This is a genomic window from Bradyrhizobium campsiandrae (assembly GCF_014529705.1).
GTDB lineage: Bacteria > Pseudomonadota > Alphaproteobacteria > Rhizobiales > Xanthobacteraceae > Bradyrhizobium > Bradyrhizobium campsiandrae.
In genome coordinates, this window is the sequence record NZ_JAANIH010000014.1 from 40,190 (window position 1) to 56,547 (window position 16,358).

The 16,358-nt window shown below is 64.5% G+C and carries 20 protein-coding genes; 16 read left to right on the top strand and 4 right to left on the bottom strand.

Going from position 1 to position 16,358, the window contains the following annotated elements; translation table 11 throughout:
* The first annotated feature begins 3 nt into the window (after positions 1-3).
* The 11 genes from ldtR to G8O24_RS12690 all read left to right on the top strand — a co-directional run bounded on the left by ldtR (position 4) and on the right by G8O24_RS12690 (position 9,675).
* A complete protein-coding gene (ldtR, locus tag G8O24_RS12640) occupies positions 4-522 on the top strand; it encodes a transcriptional regulator LdtR (RefSeq protein WP_188099663.1) in 519 nt (172 codons plus the stop codon).
* A 212-nt stretch (positions 523-734) separates the two neighbouring features.
* Positions 735-971: a hypothetical protein gene (locus tag G8O24_RS12645; protein ID WP_188099665.1), complete on the top strand. Its 237-nt coding sequence runs from the start codon at positions 735-737 to the stop codon at positions 969-971.
* 37 nt (positions 972-1,008) lie between these two features.
* A complete protein-coding gene (locus G8O24_RS12650) occupies positions 1,009-1,230 on the top strand; it encodes a hypothetical protein (protein ID WP_188099667.1) in 222 nt (73 codons plus the stop codon).
* 271 nt (positions 1,231-1,501) lie between these two features.
* Positions 1,502-2,800, top strand: coding sequence for a serine hydroxymethyltransferase (glyA, locus tag G8O24_RS12655; RefSeq protein ID WP_188099668.1), 1,299 nt, complete (start codon positions 1,502-1,504; stop codon positions 2,798-2,800).
* 30 nt (positions 2,801-2,830) lie between these two features.
* Positions 2,831-3,313: a transcriptional regulator NrdR gene (gene nrdR, locus G8O24_RS12660; RefSeq protein WP_188099670.1), complete on the top strand. Its 483-nt coding sequence runs from the start codon at positions 2,831-2,833 to the stop codon at positions 3,311-3,313.
* Positions 3,310-4,458: a bifunctional diaminohydroxyphosphoribosylaminopyrimidine deaminase/5-amino-6-(5-phosphoribosylamino)uracil reductase RibD gene (gene ribD, locus G8O24_RS12665; RefSeq protein WP_188099671.1), complete on the top strand. Its 1,149-nt coding sequence runs from the start codon at positions 3,310-3,312 to the stop codon at positions 4,456-4,458. The genes nrdR and ribD overlap by 4 nt, the downstream gene beginning before the upstream one ends.
* Before the next feature lies 1 nt (position 4,459).
* Positions 4,460-5,068: a riboflavin synthase gene (locus tag G8O24_RS12670; protein ID WP_188099673.1), complete on the top strand. Its 609-nt coding sequence runs from the start codon at positions 4,460-4,462 to the stop codon at positions 5,066-5,068.
* A gap of 92 nt (positions 5,069-5,160) precedes the next feature.
* A complete protein-coding gene (gene ribH / locus G8O24_RS12675; protein ID WP_063683084.1) occupies positions 5,161-5,652 on the top strand; it encodes a 6,7-dimethyl-8-ribityllumazine synthase in 492 nt (163 codons plus the stop codon).
* A 3-nt stretch (positions 5,653-5,655) separates the two neighbouring features.
* Positions 5,656-6,153 carry a transcription antitermination factor NusB gene (gene nusB, locus G8O24_RS12680; RefSeq protein WP_188099675.1) on the top strand — a complete coding sequence of 166 codons (498 nt, stop codon included), beginning with the start codon at positions 5,656-5,658 and terminating at the stop codon, positions 6,151-6,153.
* A 177-nt stretch (positions 6,154-6,330) separates the two neighbouring features.
* The gene (gene thiL / locus G8O24_RS12685) at positions 6,331-7,332 is read left to right on the top strand and encodes a thiamine-phosphate kinase (RefSeq protein WP_311972300.1); all 1,002 of its coding nucleotides are present in this window, start codon (positions 6,331-6,333) and stop codon (positions 7,330-7,332) included.
* Between the two features lie 222 nt (positions 7,333-7,554).
* Positions 7,555-9,675, top strand: a complete 2,121-nt coding sequence (locus tag G8O24_RS12690; protein WP_188099678.1) for a sodium-translocating pyrophosphatase — start codon at positions 7,555-7,557, stop codon at positions 9,673-9,675.
* Positions 9,676-9,782: 107 nt separating this feature from the next.
* Here G8O24_RS12690 and G8O24_RS12695 read toward each other — a convergent pair whose 3' ends face one another.
* Entirely contained in the window at positions 9,783-10,199 is a 417-nt protein-coding gene (locus G8O24_RS12695) for a carboxymuconolactone decarboxylase family protein (RefSeq protein ID WP_188099846.1), read from the bottom strand.
* Positions 10,138-10,566, bottom strand: coding sequence for a MerR family transcriptional regulator (locus tag G8O24_RS12700; RefSeq protein WP_188099680.1), 429 nt, complete (start codon positions 10,564-10,566; stop codon positions 10,138-10,140). The genes G8O24_RS12695 and G8O24_RS12700 overlap by 62 nt, the downstream gene beginning before the upstream one ends.
* 142 nt (positions 10,567-10,708) lie before the next feature.
* Between G8O24_RS12700 and G8O24_RS12705 the strand changes: the two genes are divergently transcribed.
* Entirely contained in the window at positions 10,709-10,921 is a 213-nt protein-coding gene (locus tag G8O24_RS12705; protein WP_188099682.1) for a hypothetical protein, read from the top strand.
* Between the two features lie 137 nt (positions 10,922-11,058).
* Here G8O24_RS12705 and G8O24_RS12710 read toward each other — a convergent pair whose 3' ends face one another.
* Together G8O24_RS12710 and G8O24_RS12715 are read right to left on the bottom strand one after the other, a co-directional pair.
* Positions 11,059-12,060 (bottom strand): Bug family tripartite tricarboxylate transporter substrate binding protein, encoded by a 1,002-nt coding sequence (locus G8O24_RS12710; protein WP_188099683.1) that lies wholly within the window; start codon positions 12,058-12,060, stop codon positions 11,059-11,061.
* A 106-nt stretch (positions 12,061-12,166) separates the two neighbouring features.
* Positions 12,167-12,673, bottom strand: a complete 507-nt coding sequence (locus G8O24_RS12715; protein ID WP_188099685.1) for an outer membrane protein assembly factor BamE — start codon at positions 12,671-12,673, stop codon at positions 12,167-12,169.
* Positions 12,674-12,771: 98 nt separating this feature from the next.
* Here G8O24_RS12715 and G8O24_RS12720 point away from each other — a divergent pair, with 98 nt between their 5' ends.
* The 4 genes from G8O24_RS12720 (at position 12,772) to G8O24_RS12735 (ending at position 16,237) form a co-directional block, all read left to right on the top strand.
* Positions 12,772-13,323, top strand: a complete 552-nt coding sequence (locus tag G8O24_RS12720) for a ubiquinol-cytochrome C chaperone family protein (protein WP_188099687.1) — start codon at positions 12,772-12,774, stop codon at positions 13,321-13,323.
* Entirely contained in the window at positions 13,320-13,901 is a 582-nt protein-coding gene (locus G8O24_RS12725; RefSeq protein WP_188099689.1) for a YceD family protein, read from the top strand. The genes G8O24_RS12720 and G8O24_RS12725 overlap by 4 nt, the downstream gene beginning before the upstream one ends.
* A 297-nt stretch (positions 13,902-14,198) precedes the next feature.
* A complete protein-coding gene (gene plsX / locus G8O24_RS12730; RefSeq protein ID WP_188099690.1) occupies positions 14,199-15,260 on the top strand; it encodes a phosphate acyltransferase PlsX in 1,062 nt (353 codons plus the stop codon).
* Positions 15,257-16,237, top strand: a complete 981-nt coding sequence (locus G8O24_RS12735; protein ID WP_188099692.1) for a beta-ketoacyl-ACP synthase III — start codon at positions 15,257-15,259, stop codon at positions 16,235-16,237. Before plsX ends, G8O24_RS12735 begins: the two co-directional genes overlap by 4 nt.
* Positions 16,238-16,358: the final 121 nt, after the last annotated feature.

Below are 16,358 nucleotides of genomic sequence, written 5' to 3' on the forward strand. Positions count from 1 at the left end.
GTCATGATGAAAGCCGTCGCAACTGCGGCAGATGCCGCAGAGCGCGTTTCCGGCCCGCAGGGTTCGGTGCAGTCGCTCTATCTGGAAGCTTTGACTCTGGTGGAGCGGCTGCATCGCCGGCTCCTCGACGTGATCAAGGACGAGTTCGATCGTCGTGGCCGCGCCGACATCAATTCCGTGCAGGCGCTCCTGCTCTATAACATCGGCGACAAGGAGCTGACCGCGGGCGAGCTGCGCACGCGCGGTTACTATCTCGGCTCCAACGTGTCCTACAATCTGAAGAAGCTCGTCGAGCTCGGCTTCCTCGATCATCAGCGCTCGCGCGTTGATCGCCGCTCGGTGCGCATCCGCCTGACGCCGCAGGGCCAGGAAGTCCGCCGCATCGTCGACTCGCTCTACCAGAAGCACGTCAAGACGGTCGAGCAGGTCGGTGGCATCTCCGGCGAGGAGTTCTCGACTCTCAACAAGTCGCTGCACCGCCTCGAACGGTTCTGGACCGACCAGATCCTGTATCGGCTCTGAGTTCCCACAGGGATCAAGGCCAAGCCGGCCGCAACAAGACCGGCGAGCCTTCCCTGACGTGCCTGACTTCCCCCAGCGCGTCGGCCCGGCTTGACCCGGACCGGCGCGTTTTGACGTTCTTTCGCATCTGCCTTCGCACGTGCGAAAAAATTGTCATTGTCGTCGGAACCAGGACTTCGCGCCGCAGTTGTCTCTCTGGATCGGAGGACGCGATGCTGGTCGAGCGCGGATTGGAGGCTCTGAACGTCGAGCTCGTGAGTGATGCCTATGCCATCGCCGCGAATTACCTGCGCCGCTCCGGCGCGATCCCCGACACGCTCGTCACCGATGAACGCCTGCTGAAGATCCTCATCAAGCTGCTCCAGCACGGCGAGTTCAACAAGATCAGGCTCGCCAACAAGGCGATCGCGCGCTTCGAGGCGCAGGGCGAGGCCAGCGCGGTTGCCTGAGCAGGATTGCAACAATTCCGCAAGACCAGAGGGTGCCATGGAAGCTGCCATCGACCGCATCATGAAGACCTATGACCTGCTCGCCAACCGGACCGCGGCGGCGAGCGAGGAGGCGCGGGAAAAGGTGACGAACTACCTCAACACCCTGATGGAAGCCGGCGAGAAGGACACCCACAGGTTGACCGTCTGCGGTCTGACCTATCTGCGGCAGCTCGACGGCAGCGTGGACCCTGTGAAGGCGGGGTATACCGGGCTGTAGACAACGGCGCCGGGTCCATCTCCCCCTGAGAGGTCATCGATCCGGCTTGGTAAGCGACGCAGCGGCCCAATCCGTGCGTTGGCGCCGTACGAGCCCGGCAAAGTTGCGGGGCCAAATCCTGTGATCCCCACCATATCTGGCATAATTCCCGCGCCCGACCCGCAAATGCTTGGCCGGGACGGGGGGATGTGGTAAGTCGCGCCTGCTTCCGACCGCCACACCAGACCGACCGTAGCCCGCCGCAGGGCTGCGGCGGTGGAGATATTCCACGATGACCCTCGCAAAGACCGCCTCCGCGCCCGATTCGTTTTTCACCGCCTCGCTCGAGCAGGCCGACCCGGAAATCGCCGCCGCCATCAAGGGCGAGCTTGGCCGGCAGCGTCATGAAGTCGAGCTGATCGCCTCCGAGAACATCGTCAGCCGGGCCGTGCTGGAAGCGCAGGGTTCGGTCATGACTAACAAGTATGCGGAGGGTTATCCGGGCGCGCGCTACTACGGCGGTTGTGAGTGGGTCGACGTCGCCGAGAACCTCGCGATCGATCGCGCCAAGAAGCTGTTCGGCGCCAATTTCGCCAATGTGCAGCCGAACTCCGGCAGCCAGATGAACCAGGCGGTGTTCCTGGCGCTGCTGCAGCCGGGCGACACCTTCATGGGTCTCGATCTCGCGGCCGGCGGCCATCTCACCCATGGCTCGCCCGTCAACATGAGCGGCAAGTGGTTCAAGGCCTCGCACTACACCGTGCGCCGCGAGGACCAGCTCATCGACATGGATGCGGTCGCGAAGCAGGCCGAAGAGGTCAAGCCGAAGCTGATCGTCGCCGGCGGCTCGGCCTATTCGCGCGCCTGGGATTTCAAGCGTTTTCGTGAGATCGCGGATTCGGTCGGCGCCTACCTGCTGGTCGACATGGCGCACTTTGCCGGCCTCGTGGCCGGCGGCGTGCATGCCTCGCCGGTGCCGTACGCCCACGTCACCACCACGACGACGCACAAATCGCTGCGTGGTCCGCGCGGCGGCCTGATCCTCAGCAATGACGAGGTGCTCGCCAAGAAGCTGAACTCGGCGATCTTCCCGGGCCTGCAGGGCGGTCCCCTGATGCATGTGATCGCGGCCAAGGCGGTTGCCTTCGGCGAGGCGCTGCGTCCGGACTTCAAGGTCTATGCGAAGAACGTCGTCGAGAACGCCAAGGCGCTCGCCGAGACGATGAAGAGCCACGGCTTCGATATTGTCTCCGGCGGCACCGATAACCATCTGATGCTGGTCGACCTCAGGCCGAAGGGCCTGAAGGGCAACGTCTCGGAGAAGGCGCTGGTCCGCGCCGCCATCACCTGCAACAAGAACGGCATTCCGTTCGACCCCGAAAAGCCGTTCGTCACCTCGGGCCTGCGTCTCGGCACGCCCGCGGCGACGACCCGCGGTTTCGGCGTAGCCGAATTCCAGCAGGTCGGCGGCATGATCGCCGAGGTCCTCAACGCGATCGCGCAATCCGACGACGGCAAGGCGCCGCTGGTCGAGGCCGCGATCAAGGAACGGGTCAAGGCGCTCACCGACCGGTTCCCGATCTATCAGTAAGAGGCCAAGTCTAGGGATCAAGGTACTCGGATGCGCTGCCCGAACTGCAACAGTCTCGATACGCAGGTAAAGGACTCGCGTCCGACCGAGGACTCTTCCGTCATCCGCAGGCGGCGCGTGTGCGTCGCCTGCAATTTCCGCTTCACCACCTTCGAGCGCGTGCAGCTGCGCGAGCTCACGGTGATCAAGCGCAACGGCCGCCGCGTGCCGTTCGATCGCGACAAGCTGATGCGCTCGGTCCAGATCTCGCTTCGCAAGCGGCAGGTCGATCCCGAAAGGGTGGAGAAGATGGTCTCCACCATCGTGCGCGAGCTCGAGACCGGGGGCGAAGCCGAGATCTCTTCCGAGGTGATCGGCGAGACCGTGATGGAGCATCTGCGCACGCTCGACGACGTCGCCTATGTGCGCTTTGCTTCCGTCTACCGCAATTTCCGCGAGGCCAAGGATTTCGCCGAGGTGCTGGGCGAGCTCTCCGGCGAGGAGGAAGCGCGGCTCGCCGCGATCCGCAAATGATCTTCCGCATCCTGGAAGATCAGTTCGCCGCGAGGATCCGCGAGTCCAAGGACGCCGATCGCCGTTTCATGCAGCTGGCGCTGGCGCTGGGGAAGCGCGGGCAGGGGCGGACCTGGCCCAATCCCGCCGTTGGTGCCGTCATCGTCAAGGATGGTGTCATCGTCGGCCGGGGCTGGACGCAAGCAGGTGGACGGCCGCATGCCGAGCCTGAAGCATTGCGACGGGCGGGCGAGGCGGCGCGGGGCGCCACGCTCTATGTCACACTCGAACCGTGCTCGCATTTCGGCAAGTCGCCGCCCTGTGCGGATGCGGTGATCGCGGCGGGCATCAAGCGCGTGGTGGCCGCGATCGAGGATCCCAATCCTGAGGTCGCGGGGCAGGGGCATGCGCGCCTGCGCGCTGCCGGCATCACCGTGGATGTGGGCCTGTGTGCCGCCGAGGCGGCGTTCGACCACGCCGGCCATTTTCGTCGTATCAGGGACAAGCGTCCGCATGTGGTCCTGAAGCTTGCAGTCTCGCCCGACGGCAAGATCGGCGCTGCCGGCGGCAAGCCGCTCGCGATCACGGGCGAAGCCGTGCGCGACCGCGTGCATCTGCTGCGCGCGCAGAGCGACGCCATCCTGGTCGGCATCGGCACGATTCTGGCGGACGATCCGCAGCTCAACTGCCGTTTGCCGGGCATGGAATTACGTTCTCCGGTACGTGTCGTCCTCGACCGGAATCTGCGCATTCCGGCCGCGAGCCAGCTTGTTCGATCTGCGCGCGAGACGCCGCTTTGGGTGATGGCGTCCGAACTCGCAGAAGCGGCGGCTGCGACCCGTCTCGGTGCGGCCGGTGCACAGATCATGCGCATGCCGGCTGGAAATGCATCCGGGCTCGATCTTCCGGCTGTTCTGCACGCGCTGGCTGAGAAGGGGATCACCCGATTGATGGTCGAGGGTGGCAGCCGCGTTGCGGCTTCGTTCGTGTCAGCCGACCTCGTCGACGAGATCTGGCTGTTCCGCGGCGCGGACGAGGTCGGCGCTGGCGGCGTCGATGCGCTCGATGCATTGCCCCTGTCGAAAATCACGCAGTCGCAGGCCTACAAGGTTCATGCTAGCGAGACATTCGGCCACGATACTCTCACCATCTACGAGCGCGCCTAACATGTTCACCGGCATTGTCACCGATATCGGCGAGATCGTCAGCTTCAAACCCGTGGCGCAGGGGCAATTGCACCGCCTGCGCATTGCCTGCAGCTACGATCAGACCACCATCGCCGACGGCGCTTCGATCGCCTGCAACGGCGTCTGTCTCACCGTGGTCGCCTCCGGCGTCGCTGATGGCAAAACCTGGTTCGAGGTCGATACCGCCGCGGAGACGCTGGCGCTGACGACGGCCAAACACTGGAAGCTTGGCACGAAGCTCAATCTCGAGCGCGCGCTCAAGATCGGCGACGAGCTTGGCGGCCACATCGTCGCCGGCCATGCTGACGGCATCGCCACCATCGTCAGCCGCGAGGATCTGCCCGACATGGCGCGGTTCGTGCTCTCGACGACGCGGGAGCTGGCGCGCTTCATCGCCACCAAGGGCTCGATCACGCTCGACGGTGTCTCGCTGACGGTGAATACGGTCGATGACGTGACCTTTTCGGTGCTGATCATTCCGCATACGCTGGATGTCACGACGATCGGCGGCTGGAAGGCGGGCAGCGAAGTTAATATCGAGGTCGATCTGATGGCCCGCTATGCGGCGCGGCTGACGGAAATGAAGTGACCGGCAGAGCCGGAATGACCCCTTTTAAGAACTTGGCTTACACGCCTGCGGCGACTACATAACGCGCCGACCCAGTAGAACGGATTTAGACGATGGCAGACGCGCGGCGCGCACCCCTGAAGGACCAGACCGACATTTCCGGCGCGCGTGCGCTTATCGTCGAGGCACGGTTCTACGACGATCTCCAGGACGCGCTTCTGGACGGCGCGGTCACTGAACTGAAGGCGGCGGGCCTCACCCATGACGTCATCACGGTTCCCGGCGCGCTGGAGATCCCGGCGGCCGTGGCGATCGCGGTCGACGCGGCGGCGGCGAACGGCAAGCCCTATGATGCAGTGATCGCGCTCGGCTGCGTCATCCGCGGCGACACCATTCATTTCGAGATCGTCTCGCAGGAATCCTCGCGCGCGCTGATGGACCTTGCGGTGGCGCGAAAGCTGCCGCTCGGCAACGGCATTCTCACCGTCAACAACGAGGACCAGGCCTGGGCGCGGGCGCGCGCCAGCGAGCTGAACAAGGGCGGCGATGCCGCGCGCGCGGCGCTGGCGATGCTGCGTATCAAGCGCCGCCTGGCGCGGGCCTGAACCATGGCTGACACCAGGAAACCAGCTGCGCCCGCAGAGAAGAAAGCGAACCGGCGCGGTGCGGCGCGGCTCGCGGCCGTTCAGGCCTTGTACCAGATGGACATCGCCGGCGCCGGCATCAATGACATCTTCGCGGAGTTCGAAAGCCACTGGCTCGGCAACGAGGTCGAGGGCGACACCTACCTGCCGGCGGAAGCCGCATTCTTCCGCGACGTCGTCTCCGGCGTCGTGCGCGACCAGAAGAAGCTCGATCCCTTGATCGACGAGGCGCTGTCGAAGGGCTGGCCCTTGAAGCGGATCGAGGCCATCCTGCGCGCGGTGTTGCGGGCCGGGGCCTATGAGCTTCAGCATCGCAAGGACGTGCCGGGCCGCGTCGTCGTGTCCGAATATGTCGATGTCGCCAACGCCTTCGTCGACCGCGAGGAGACCGGCATGGTCAACGCCGTGCTCGACCAGATCGGCCGCCAGTTTCGCGGTGACGAGTTCGGGCGAAGTAATTGAGACGACGACTTCCGCCGTAGCCGTCACCCCCGCGCAATGGCGAAGCCATTGTCGCTGGAGGTGCCGGAGCGAAGCGGAGGCCTCGAAGGGCGGCGGCGTGCCGTCGCGGTCGCACCTTGGCCGTGCATCCTTCGAGGCTCGCAAGGGCTCGCACCTCAGGATGACGGTTCTGCTATCGTGAGTCAGGACAGAAACCAAGCCTCCGGCGAAGACTCCCTCATCGCGCGCTACTTCAAGCCGCTGGTGACTGATCCGGGCGCATTCGCCCTGGTTGATGATGCCGCGATCCTGTCCTCGTCGGGCGAGGACATCGTCGTCACCACCGATGCGGTGGTCGAAGGCGTGCATTATCTTGCCACCGATCCGCCGGATACCATCGCGCGCAAGGCGCTGCGGGTGAACCTGTCGGATCTCGCCGCCAAGGGGGCTGCGCCCGCAGGCTTCTTGCTCACGCTGGCATTGCGCAGCAAGCAGGACGCCTGGCTGAAGCCGTTTGCGGATGCGCTCGGCGAGGACGCAAGGATCTTCGGCTGCCCGCTGCTCGGCGGCGACACGGTCTCGACGCCGGGACCGCAGATGATCTCGATCACCGCTTTCGGACGCGTGCCGAAGGGGCGGATGGTCGGCCGCACCGGCGCGAGGCCGGGTGACTGCATTTTGGTGACCGGAACGATCGGCGATGCCGCGCTCGGGCTCGACGTGCTCACCGGCGGCGCGGCGGCCACCGCGCTGGCGTCCGATCTCGCCGCCAAGGAAGCACTGATCTCGCGCTACCGTATCCCGCAGCCGCGCAATGTGCTGGCACCGGCCGTGCGCGATCATGCGTCGGCCTCGATGGACGTCTCCGACGGGCTCGCCGGCGACTTGACGAAGCTCTGCGCGGCGTCCGATGTCTCCGCCATTGTCGACGTGGCGAGCGTGCCTTTGTCGGCAGAGGCGGCGGGCCTGATTGCGCGCGAGGCGATTTGCGTTGAGACGCTGCTGGCCGGGGGCGACGACTACGAGGTGCTGTGCACGGCACCTCCCGCGCAATGCGATGCGCTGATCGCCGCGGGGCAGGCGGTGGGCCTTGCCGTCACGGCGATCGGCACGATCGTCGCCGGCCATGAACGCCCGCGCTTCCTGGACGGGCAAGGCCGGGAACTGGTCTTGAAGCGATTGTCCTTCAGCCACTTCTAGCAATTGCGCCGGCCGGCGGTCGGACGCTCGGGACTAGTCTAAATACCTGCCGAGATCGGCAATTTCGTCCCGATACGGCGTTGCACCCTCAATTTGATTAAGGCAAGCTTGCGGCTGACTGAAGCCGCCTGAGGGCGGCTTTGTTCAGAATCAAGGCGCCAAACCGCTCGACGGACAAGAAAAGGCGCCGGGGGTACATCAAGGATCTAAGGCAAAAATCACATGACAGCATTATGGTTGATAGTGCTCTGCGGAGTGCTTTCCGTCGTCTACGCGATTTGGGCGACGTCTTCTGTGTTGGGCGCGGATGCGGGGTCGCCGCGCATGCAAGAAATTGCAGGAGCGGTGCGCGAAGGCGCGCAGGCCTATCTGCGGCGTCAGTACACCACCATCGGCATCGTCGGCATCGTCATCTTCGTGCTGCTTGCCTATTTCCTCGGCCTCTATGTCGCGATTGGTTTTGCCATCGGTGCGATCCTGTCGGGGGCGGCGGGTTTCATCGGCATGAACGTCTCGGTTCGGGCCAACGTGCGGACCGCCCAAGCTGCGACGACGTCGCTCGCCGGCGGCCTCGAGCTCGCCTTCAAGGCGGGCGCGATCACCGGCCTGCTGGTCGCCGGTCTCGCGCTGCTCGGCGTGACGCTGTATTTCGGCTTCTTGACCTATTCGCTGAAGCTCGCGCCCGATAGCCGCACCGTGGTCGACGCCATGGTGGCGCTCGGCTTCGGCGCCTCGCTGATCTCGATCTTCGCCCGTCTCGGCGGCGGCATCTTCACCAAGGGTGCCGATGTCGGCGGCGATCTCGTCGGCAAGGTCGAAGCGGGCATTCCCGAGGATGATCCGCGTAACCCGGCCACGATCGCCGACAACGTCGGCGACAACGTCGGCGACTGCGCCGGCATGGCCGCCGACCTGTTCGAGACCTATGCGGTGACTGCGGTTGCCACCATGGTGCTGGCTGCGATCTTCTTCGCCAAGACGCCGATCCTCACCAACATGATGACGCTGCCGCTCGCCATCGGCGGCATCTGCATCATCACCTCGATCATCGGCACCTTCTTCGTCAAGCTCGGGCCGAGCCAGTCGATCATGGGCGCACTCTACAAGGGCCTGATCGCAACCGGCATCCTGTCGCTGATCGGCATCGCGCTGGTGATTTATTACCTGATCGGCTTCGGCAAGCTCGAGGGCGTCGATTACACCGGCATGGCGCTGTTCGAATGCGGCGTGGTCGGCCTCGTCGTCACCGCGCTGATCATCTGGATCACCGAGTACTACACCGGCACGGACTATCGTCCGGTGAAGTCGATCGCCCAGGCCTCGGTGACCGGCCACGGCACCAACGTGATCCAGGGCCTCGCCGTCTCGATGGAAGCGACCGCGCTGCCCGCGCTCGTTATCATCGCCGGCATCCTCGTCACCTACAGCCTGGCCGGCCTGTTCGGCATCGCGATCGCGACGGCCACCATGCTGGCGCTGGCCGGCATGGTCGTCGCGCTCGATGCGTTCGGCCCGGTGACGGACAACGCCGGCGGCATCGCCGAGATGGCGGGCCTGCCGAAGGAGGTGCGCAAGTCGACCGACGCGCTCGACGCGGTCGGCAACACCACCAAGGCGGTGACGAAGGGTTACGCGATCGGCTCCGCCGGTCTCGGCGCTCTCGTGCTGTTCGCGGCCTACAACCAGGACCTCAAGTTCTTCGTTGCAGACAGCGCGCATCATGCCTATTTCGCCGGCGTCAATCCGGACTTCTCGCTGAACAACCCCTACGTCGTGGTCGGCCTGTTGTTCGGCGGCCTGCTGCCGTATCTGTTCGGCGCGATGGGCATGACCGCCGTCGGCCGTGCGGCCGGCGCGATCGTCGAGGAGGTGCGGCGCCAGTTCCGCGAGAAGCCGGGCATCATGCAGGGCACCGACAAGCCTGACTACGGCAAGGCGGTCGACTTGCTGACGCGCGCGGCGATCAAGGAAATGATCATCCCCTCGCTGCTTCCGGTGTTGTCGCCGATCGTCGTCTATTTCGTGATCTATGTGATCGCGGGCGGCGGCGTCGCCGGCAAGTCGGCGGCATTCTCGGCCGTCGGCGCCATGCTGCTCGGTGTGATCGTGACGGGCCTGTTCGTCGCGATCTCCATGACCTCGGGTGGCGGCGCCTGGGACAACGCCAAGAAGTACATCGAGGACGGCCACTTCGGCGGCAAGGGCAGCGATGCTCACAAGTCGGCCGTGACAGGCGATACCGTCGGCGATCCCTACAAGGACACGGCGGGACCCGCGGTGAACCCGATGATCAAGATCACCAACATCGTGGCCCTGCTGCTGCTGGCGATCCTGGCGCACTGAGGCTGACGCGATCCCACAAGACAAAACCCCGCGGCGCGAGCCGCGGGATTTTTATCCGGGCGCTCGTAGTCGAGCTGCACGACAAAATAGAGCTTGACGGTCAAGCATCAGTCTTTCGGCGGCGATCCGTCTTCGGCTCTTTGCGCAAATACCTCCTTCGCTGCGAACAGCCCGTTGAGGGCAGCCGGGAAGCCGGCATAGACGGCCATCTGCATGAGGATCTCGACGATCTCGTCGCGGCTGAGCCCGACATTGAGACCCGCCTCGATATGCACTTTGAGCTGAGGCGCAGCGTTCCCCATGGCCGCGAGCGCGGCGATTGTTGCGATCTCGCGCGAACGCAGGTCGAGCCCGGGCCGTGAATAGATGTCGCCAAATGGAAATTCGAAAATATAGGTGGCGAAGTCCGGGGCGATGTCGGCAAGCGCCGCCACGACCTTGTGGCCGGCCTCTCCGTCGATCTCAGCGAGTGCGCGCCGACCGCGCTCCAACCGGTTTTCGGCGGCGTTCGGGAAGTGTTGCATCATAATCCTTCATCCTCTGTTCCGTTTCGGCATAACCGCCGATCTTGGTGTCGAGGGCGAGAAGACAGGCATTCAGCTCGTCGACATGGGCGCGCACACTTTCGCGGTGCCGCTCCAGCAGCGCGCGCCGCTCGGCCTCGGTGCCGCTGCCTCGGTCCCGGAGCTCCGCGTAAAGCAGCATGTCCCGGATCGGCATGCCTGTTGTCTTCAGACGGCCGAGAAATTCGATCCACACGAGGATCGAGGCGTCGTAGTCGCGCCGGCTGGAGCGATCCCGGTCGGCGTAAGGCAACAACCCGATCCGCTCGTAGTAGCGGATCGTATGGGCCGTCAGTCCGGAACGCTTGGCGAGTTCGCCGATCTTCATGACTGTCTCTCATCACGACGCACGGAAACTACGTGTTCGAGCGCACTCTAAGTCAAGAGAGATTCCGGCGCTGCCTCTGCGAGCGTCGCGCCTGAAGTGAGACACGATAATTACAGTGAGAGTGGGGTTGCCTGGAGGCCGGATGTCAGCTGGCATTCCGTGCGTCGCCTACGGCGATCGGCTGTTGCGTTTCCGAATTGGTCATGGTGGCATTATGCCACTGTTTTGCCCGACGGGTCAAAGGAAATTCGAAAAAGGCGAAGTCGCCTTCGGTTTCGCTCGGCGCGACCGCGTGCCGCGCATGGCGGTGATGGCCAGCGCGAGGCCGCTTGTCGGTCGCTCGACCCGCAATTGATCTGACCCGATCGACCGCGTGCCGCGCGACCGCACCTCTACTGTGCATGGGGTTGTTTTTCATTTTTTGCCGAAGGGGGCCGCGCGATCCGGCAGCGACTGGTGAGGACGCATCGTCGTCTGCCGGCGGAGCGGGACCTACTGAACGTCCATCTGCAGCCCTTCCTTTTGGATGATGCCGGCGAATTTCTTCGTCTCGGCGTCCACGAAGTCGGAGAATTGCTGCGGGGTGCCGTAGTCGGCGCGAGCGCCCATGGCGGCGATCTGCTTCTTGATGTCGTCGCGCTCCAGCATCGCCTTGACCTGGAGATTGAGCGCCTCGAGCACGGGCGCGGGGACGCCCTTCGGCAGGAAGACCGAGAACCACGACGACACGTCGAAATTCGCAAGCTCCGGCGCGCTTTCGCGCATCGTCGGCAGGTTCGGCGCGAGGTCGCTGCGTTCGGTGGTGGTGACGCAGAGGCCGTTGAGCGTGCCGTTCTGCACCTGCGGCAGGCTCGGATAGAGATTGTCGAACAGGATCTGGATGTCGCCGGCGAGGGCGGCCTGAAGCGCCGGCCCCGCGCCGCGGAACGGGATGTGCGTCATCTTCAGCCCGGTGAGCTGGAGGAACCAGGCGCCGGTGAGGTGAGGGCTCTGGCCGACACCCGACGAGGCGTAGCTCAGCTTGTCCGGATTGGCCTTCAGATAGGCGATCAGCTCGGCGATCGATTTGATGCCGGTCTTGGGATGCGCCGACACGATGTTCGGGATCCGGATCATGTTGGTCACAGGTTGGAGCTGGTCCGGCTTGTAGGTGAGGTTCTTGAAGATGCTGTAGGCGATCGCGTTCGGCCCGGGATTGCCGATCAGGACGGTATGACCGTCGGCCTTGGAGCGCACCACTTCCGCCGTGCCGATCGTGCCGCCGCCGCCCGAGCGATTCTCCACGACGGCAGTCTGGCCCCAGGCCGATTGGAGATGGGCGGCAAGCAATCGGCCCATCACGTCGGTCGAGCCGCCGGCTGCGGCCGGCACGATAATGCGGATGTTTTCGGTCGGTTTCCAATCGGCAAGGCTCGATCGCGGCACGATCGCGGCGGCCGAAAGCCCGGCGATACCGGCAAGCACGCGACGGCGGGACAGAATGTTGTTTGGCACGAATCCACTCCCAGCTTCTTGTTTTGCAGGGAGCGTAGGGAACCCGGCGTGCAACGGCAAGTCGCACGCCCGCGCAAACAGCGGCACGACGCCGCAGGCTGAAGGCTCAGTTAAAGCTGAGCAACTTGAACAGCGGTGCGAGGTAGCTCATCTCCTGGCCCGACGTCGGCGTGGTCCGGCTGATCGAGTCGAAGATCTTGCCGTCCTGGAGGCCATAATTCGCAAGCCGGCGCACGCGCCGGTTCTTGTCGAAATAGATCGCGATCACGCGCTGGTCGACGACCTTCTGGTTCATGAAGGCGACCATGCGCTCGGAGCGCTGCGAGATGTAATAGAACACCTCGCCGTCCAGCGTCGCGACGGTCGAGGGTGTGCCCATCACGATCAGCACCTGGTCCTGGCTCGCGCCGATCGGAATCTGCTCGAGGGCGCCGGGTGGCAGGATGTAGCCCTTCTGGAACTGTTCGCCGGCGCAGCCTGCAAGGGCGGCACCGACCAGGGTCACGGCCGCGAGCATGCACAAGCCGCGCCAGCGCGAATTCAAGCCGTGCCAACGCGCATGAAGGCCGCGCCGCTTGTTCAGGCGCAGGCTGGTCTGGTTCGTTATCGTCATAGCGGAACTGATTCCGTCCCCTTGCGTCGCGCGAGGCGCTGAAGTACCGGGCTGGGCGACTTGATGCAACTCACGCGCGCCCGCTTGCGGAAACCACAATGCTTTGGCCGTTCAATCACTTCAGGAAACCCCGGCTAACCCCGGCCGGCACCATTGAGGCCATCTATGGCATGATCGTGACGCAGGCGCGAGAACCCATATTTTACCGGGACTTGGGCGTGCCGGATACGGTTAATGGCCGTTTCGACCTATTACTCCTGCACCTCTGGCTGTTGCTGCGGCGGTTGCGGGCGGCCCAAAGCGGGGTGGAGCTGTCGCAGGCCCTGTTCGACCGCTTTTGCGAGGACATGGACGACAATCTGCGCGAGATGGGGGTGGGCGATCAGGTCGTCCCGAAGCGGATGCAGGCCTTCGGCGAGGCCTTTTATGGCCGCGTCCAGGCTTACGACCAGGCGATCGAGACGGGCCCTGAGGCGCTGGCGCAGGCGATCTGCAAGAATATCTTGAACGGGGTCAGCCTGGATCACGCGCGGCATCTGGCCGCCTATGCAGTGGCCGCGAATGCGGATCTCGGCCTAACTGATGAGGCCGCGCTGCGGCTCGGATCTTTCAAATTCCCTGCACCGCTGCAGGAAGGTGAGGCGTCATGACCAGACCGGAGACCGGATCTAAACCCGATCCCTGGCGCTCGCCGGTAATGGTGGCGCAAATTCCCGACACCGGACTGCATCGCAAGCTTGAAGCTTCGGCGGCCGAGCGCCAGGCCATGGCCGATGTTGCGGGCCTGCGCGACATCCTGGCGGCCCACGCCGATTTCGACGTCGTGCCGAAGAGCGGCGGCCGGATCCAGGTCACTGGCCGCGTCCGGGCCAGGGTCGGCCAGACCTGCGTGGTTACGCTCGATCCGATCGAGAACGAAATCGATGAAGAGGTCGATCTGACCTTTGCCCCGGAAGCCGAGACGCGACGGCTCGAGGACCTGATCGAGGAGGGGCAGGACGACGACGAGCCGCCGGAAGTTGCCGATCCGCCGGAGGCCATCGTCAACGGAGCCATCGACCTCGGCCGCATCGCCACCGATGCGCTGTTCCTGGCGATCGATCCCTATCCCCGCAAGCCGGGTGCGGTGTTCGAGGCTGACGTGACCGCGCCCGATCCCGAGGACCATCCATTCGCGGCGCTGAAGGCCCTCCAGGACAACAAGCGGGGCAAGAAGAAGGGCAAATAGCTGGGTATTGCCCGTAAGAGCCCGTTGCCTCGAGGCGCGAGGTGTTTGCGGGAGTGCTTTCAATGGTTGTTTTATCTAGCTGATCTGTAATTGTTTTTCGCGAAATCGCCAGTTCGTCGCCAGGTCGCCTGTGATACAAAAGGCTGGGGGCAAGAGGTTGTTTCGGGATAACAAAACGCTATTGTCCGCCCCGGTCCGGGTGCGGCGTGGCGCTTGGCCGGTCGCCATGTCCATGGCGAGCCCATTTCGCGGCCCCGCTAATTCAAGACCGCACCAGACCAGGTTTCCGGGACTTCTATGCCAAGCAAGGTTCGCATCGCGCTGGACGCCATGGGGGGCGACGCCGGCGCCGCCGTGGTCATTCCGGGCGCCGCCATCTCGCTCGGCAGGCATCGCGATACTGAATTCCTGCTGGTCGGGGACCGCGCCAAAATCGAGCCCGAACTCGATCGGCATCCCCAGCTCAAGGCCGCCGCGAAGATCATCCATACCGACGTGGCCGTGAGCGGCTCGGACAAGCCGAGCCAGGCGCTGCGCCGCGGACGGAAGACCTCCTCGATGTGGCTTGCCATCGATGCCGTGAAGAAGGGCGAGGCCGATGTCGCGGTCTCCGCCGGCAATACCGGCGCGCTGATGGCGATGGCCCGGTTCCACCTGCGCACGCTGCCCGGTATCGACCGTCCTGCCATCAGCGCGATCTGGCCGACCAGGCGCGGTGAGTCGGTCGTGCTCGATCTCGGCGCTACGATCGGCGGCGATGCGCATCACCTGGTGTCGCTTGCGATCATGGGTGCAGCCATGGTCAGCGTGGTGTTCGACAAGAGGCGCCCGACCGTCGGCCTGCTCAATATCGGCACCGAGGAGATCAAGGGGCACGAGGAGATCCGCGAGGCCGGCGAAATGCTGCGTGCGATGAACCTGCCGGAACTCGACTATATCGGCTTCGTCGAAGGTGACGGCATCGGCAAGGGAATGGCGGATGTGATCGTGACCGAGGGCTACGCCGGCAACATCGCGCTCAAGGCTGCCGAGGGAACCGCGCGCCAGATGGCGGACTTACTCCGTAACGAGATTCAGCGGAGCTGGCTGTCGCGGCTCGGTTATCTCTTTGCCCGCAACGCCTTTCAGGCGCTGCGCGACAAGATGGATCCGAACAAGTCGAACGGTGGCGTGCTGCTCGGGCTGAACGGGCTCGTGGTCAAGAGCCACGGCGGAATCAACGCCGAAGGCTTTGCCTATGCGATCGATGTTGGCTATGAGATGGCTCACTACGATCTCCTGAACAAGATCAATCAGATGCTCAACCGCGAGGGTGGTGCACTCAGTTCCGTGCAGACCGCGCCGGAGGATGTTTCGTGACTCAAATTCGTTCGGTCGTGCTCGGCTGCGGCTCTTATCTGCCGGAGCAGGTGGTGACCAACGCCCAACTGGCGGCGCGTATCGACACGTCCGACGAATGGATCGTGCAGCGCACGGGCATTCGCGAGCGGCACATCGCGGCCGAGGGCGAGTTCACGTCGCATCTTGCGATCAAGGCCGCGCAGGCCGCGCTGACCGACGCCGGCGTGGACGCGCAGTCGATCGAGCTGATCGTGCTCGCGACCTCGACGCCCGACAACACCTTCCCCGCCACCGCGGTTGCCGTGCAGCACGGGCTCGGCATCAATCATGGCGCGGCTTTCGATCTCCAGGCGGTGTGCTCCGGCTTCGTGTTCGCGCTTGCCACCGCAGACAATTTCCTGCGCACCGGCGCCTATAAGCGCGCGCTGGTGATCGGCGCCGAGACCTTCTCGCGCATCCTCGACTGGAACGACCGCGGCACCTGCGTGCTGTTCGGCGACGGCGCCGGCGCGGTGGTGCTGGAGGCGCAGGAGCAGCCGGGCAATCCCGCGACCGACCGCGGCATCGTCACCACGCATTTGCGCTCCGACGGGCGCCACAAGGCCAAGCTGTTCGTCGACGGCGGGCCGTCCTCGACCCAGACCGTCGGCCATCTGCGCATGGAGGGACGCGAGGTCTTCAAGCACGCGGTCGGCATGATCACCGACGTGATCGTCGACGCCTTCAAGGCAACCGGGCTCGATGCCGAGGGCATCGACTGGTTCGTGCCGCACCAGGCCAACAAGCGAATCATCGACGCCTCCGCCCACAAGCTGCACATCGCGCCGGAGAAGGTGGTGCTGACGGTGGACCGCCACGGCAACACGTCGGCGGCCTCGATCCCGCTGGCGCTGGCCGTGGCGCGCAAGGACGGCCGCATCAAGAAGGGCGATATGGTTCTCTTGGAGGCCATGGGCGGCGGCTTCACCTGGGGCTCGGCGCTGGTGCGCTGGTAAAGCCACATCGATAAAATTTTGCCGGAATTCGTGCTCGATATCGATGCGTCTGCATTGATGAACGGTGTTGACCGTCGTATCGTAAGTTCATAATTTCAGACAACAATTGTTCGCCGTGATG

Excerpts from the sequence above, each read along its gene's own strand:
- ldtR (WP_188099663.1), top strand. The coding sequence starts at position 4 with ATGATGAAAGCCGTCGCAACTGCGGCAGATGCCGCAGAGCGCGTTTCC.
- G8O24_RS12645 (WP_188099665.1), top strand. The coding sequence starts at position 735 with ATGCTGGTCGAGCGCGGATTGGAGGCTCTGAACGTCGAGCTCGTGAGT.
- G8O24_RS12650 (WP_188099667.1), top strand. The coding sequence starts at position 1,009 with ATGGAAGCTGCCATCGACCGCATCATGAAGACCTATGACCTGCTCGCC.
- glyA (WP_188099668.1), top strand. The coding sequence starts at position 1,502 with ATGACCCTCGCAAAGACCGCCTCCGCGCCCGATTCGTTTTTCACCGCC.
- nrdR (WP_188099670.1), top strand. The coding sequence starts at position 2,831 with ATGCGCTGCCCGAACTGCAACAGTCTCGATACGCAGGTAAAGGACTCG.
- ribD (WP_188099671.1), top strand. The coding sequence starts at position 3,310 with ATGATCTTCCGCATCCTGGAAGATCAGTTCGCCGCGAGGATCCGCGAG.
- G8O24_RS12670 (WP_188099673.1), top strand. The coding sequence starts at position 4,460 with ATGTTCACCGGCATTGTCACCGATATCGGCGAGATCGTCAGCTTCAAA.
- ribH (WP_063683084.1), top strand. The coding sequence starts at position 5,161 with ATGGCAGACGCGCGGCGCGCACCCCTGAAGGACCAGACCGACATTTCC.
- nusB (WP_188099675.1), top strand. The coding sequence starts at position 5,656 with ATGGCTGACACCAGGAAACCAGCTGCGCCCGCAGAGAAGAAAGCGAAC.
- G8O24_RS12690 (WP_188099678.1), top strand. The coding sequence starts at position 7,555 with ATGACAGCATTATGGTTGATAGTGCTCTGCGGAGTGCTTTCCGTCGTC.
- G8O24_RS12695 (WP_188099846.1), bottom strand. The coding sequence starts at position 10,199 with ATGCAACACTTCCCGAACGCCGCCGAAAACCGGTTGGAGCGCGGTCGG.
- G8O24_RS12700 (WP_188099680.1), bottom strand. The coding sequence starts at position 10,566 with ATGAAGATCGGCGAACTCGCCAAGCGTTCCGGACTGACGGCCCATACG.
- G8O24_RS12705 (WP_188099682.1), top strand. The coding sequence starts at position 10,709 with ATGTCAGCTGGCATTCCGTGCGTCGCCTACGGCGATCGGCTGTTGCGT.
- G8O24_RS12715 (WP_188099685.1), bottom strand. The coding sequence starts at position 12,673 with ATGACGATAACGAACCAGACCAGCCTGCGCCTGAACAAGCGGCGCGGC.
- G8O24_RS12720 (WP_188099687.1), top strand. The coding sequence starts at position 12,772 with ATGCTTTGGCCGTTCAATCACTTCAGGAAACCCCGGCTAACCCCGGCC.
- G8O24_RS12725 (WP_188099689.1), top strand. The coding sequence starts at position 13,320 with ATGACCAGACCGGAGACCGGATCTAAACCCGATCCCTGGCGCTCGCCG.
- plsX (WP_188099690.1), top strand. The coding sequence starts at position 14,199 with ATGCCAAGCAAGGTTCGCATCGCGCTGGACGCCATGGGGGGCGACGCC.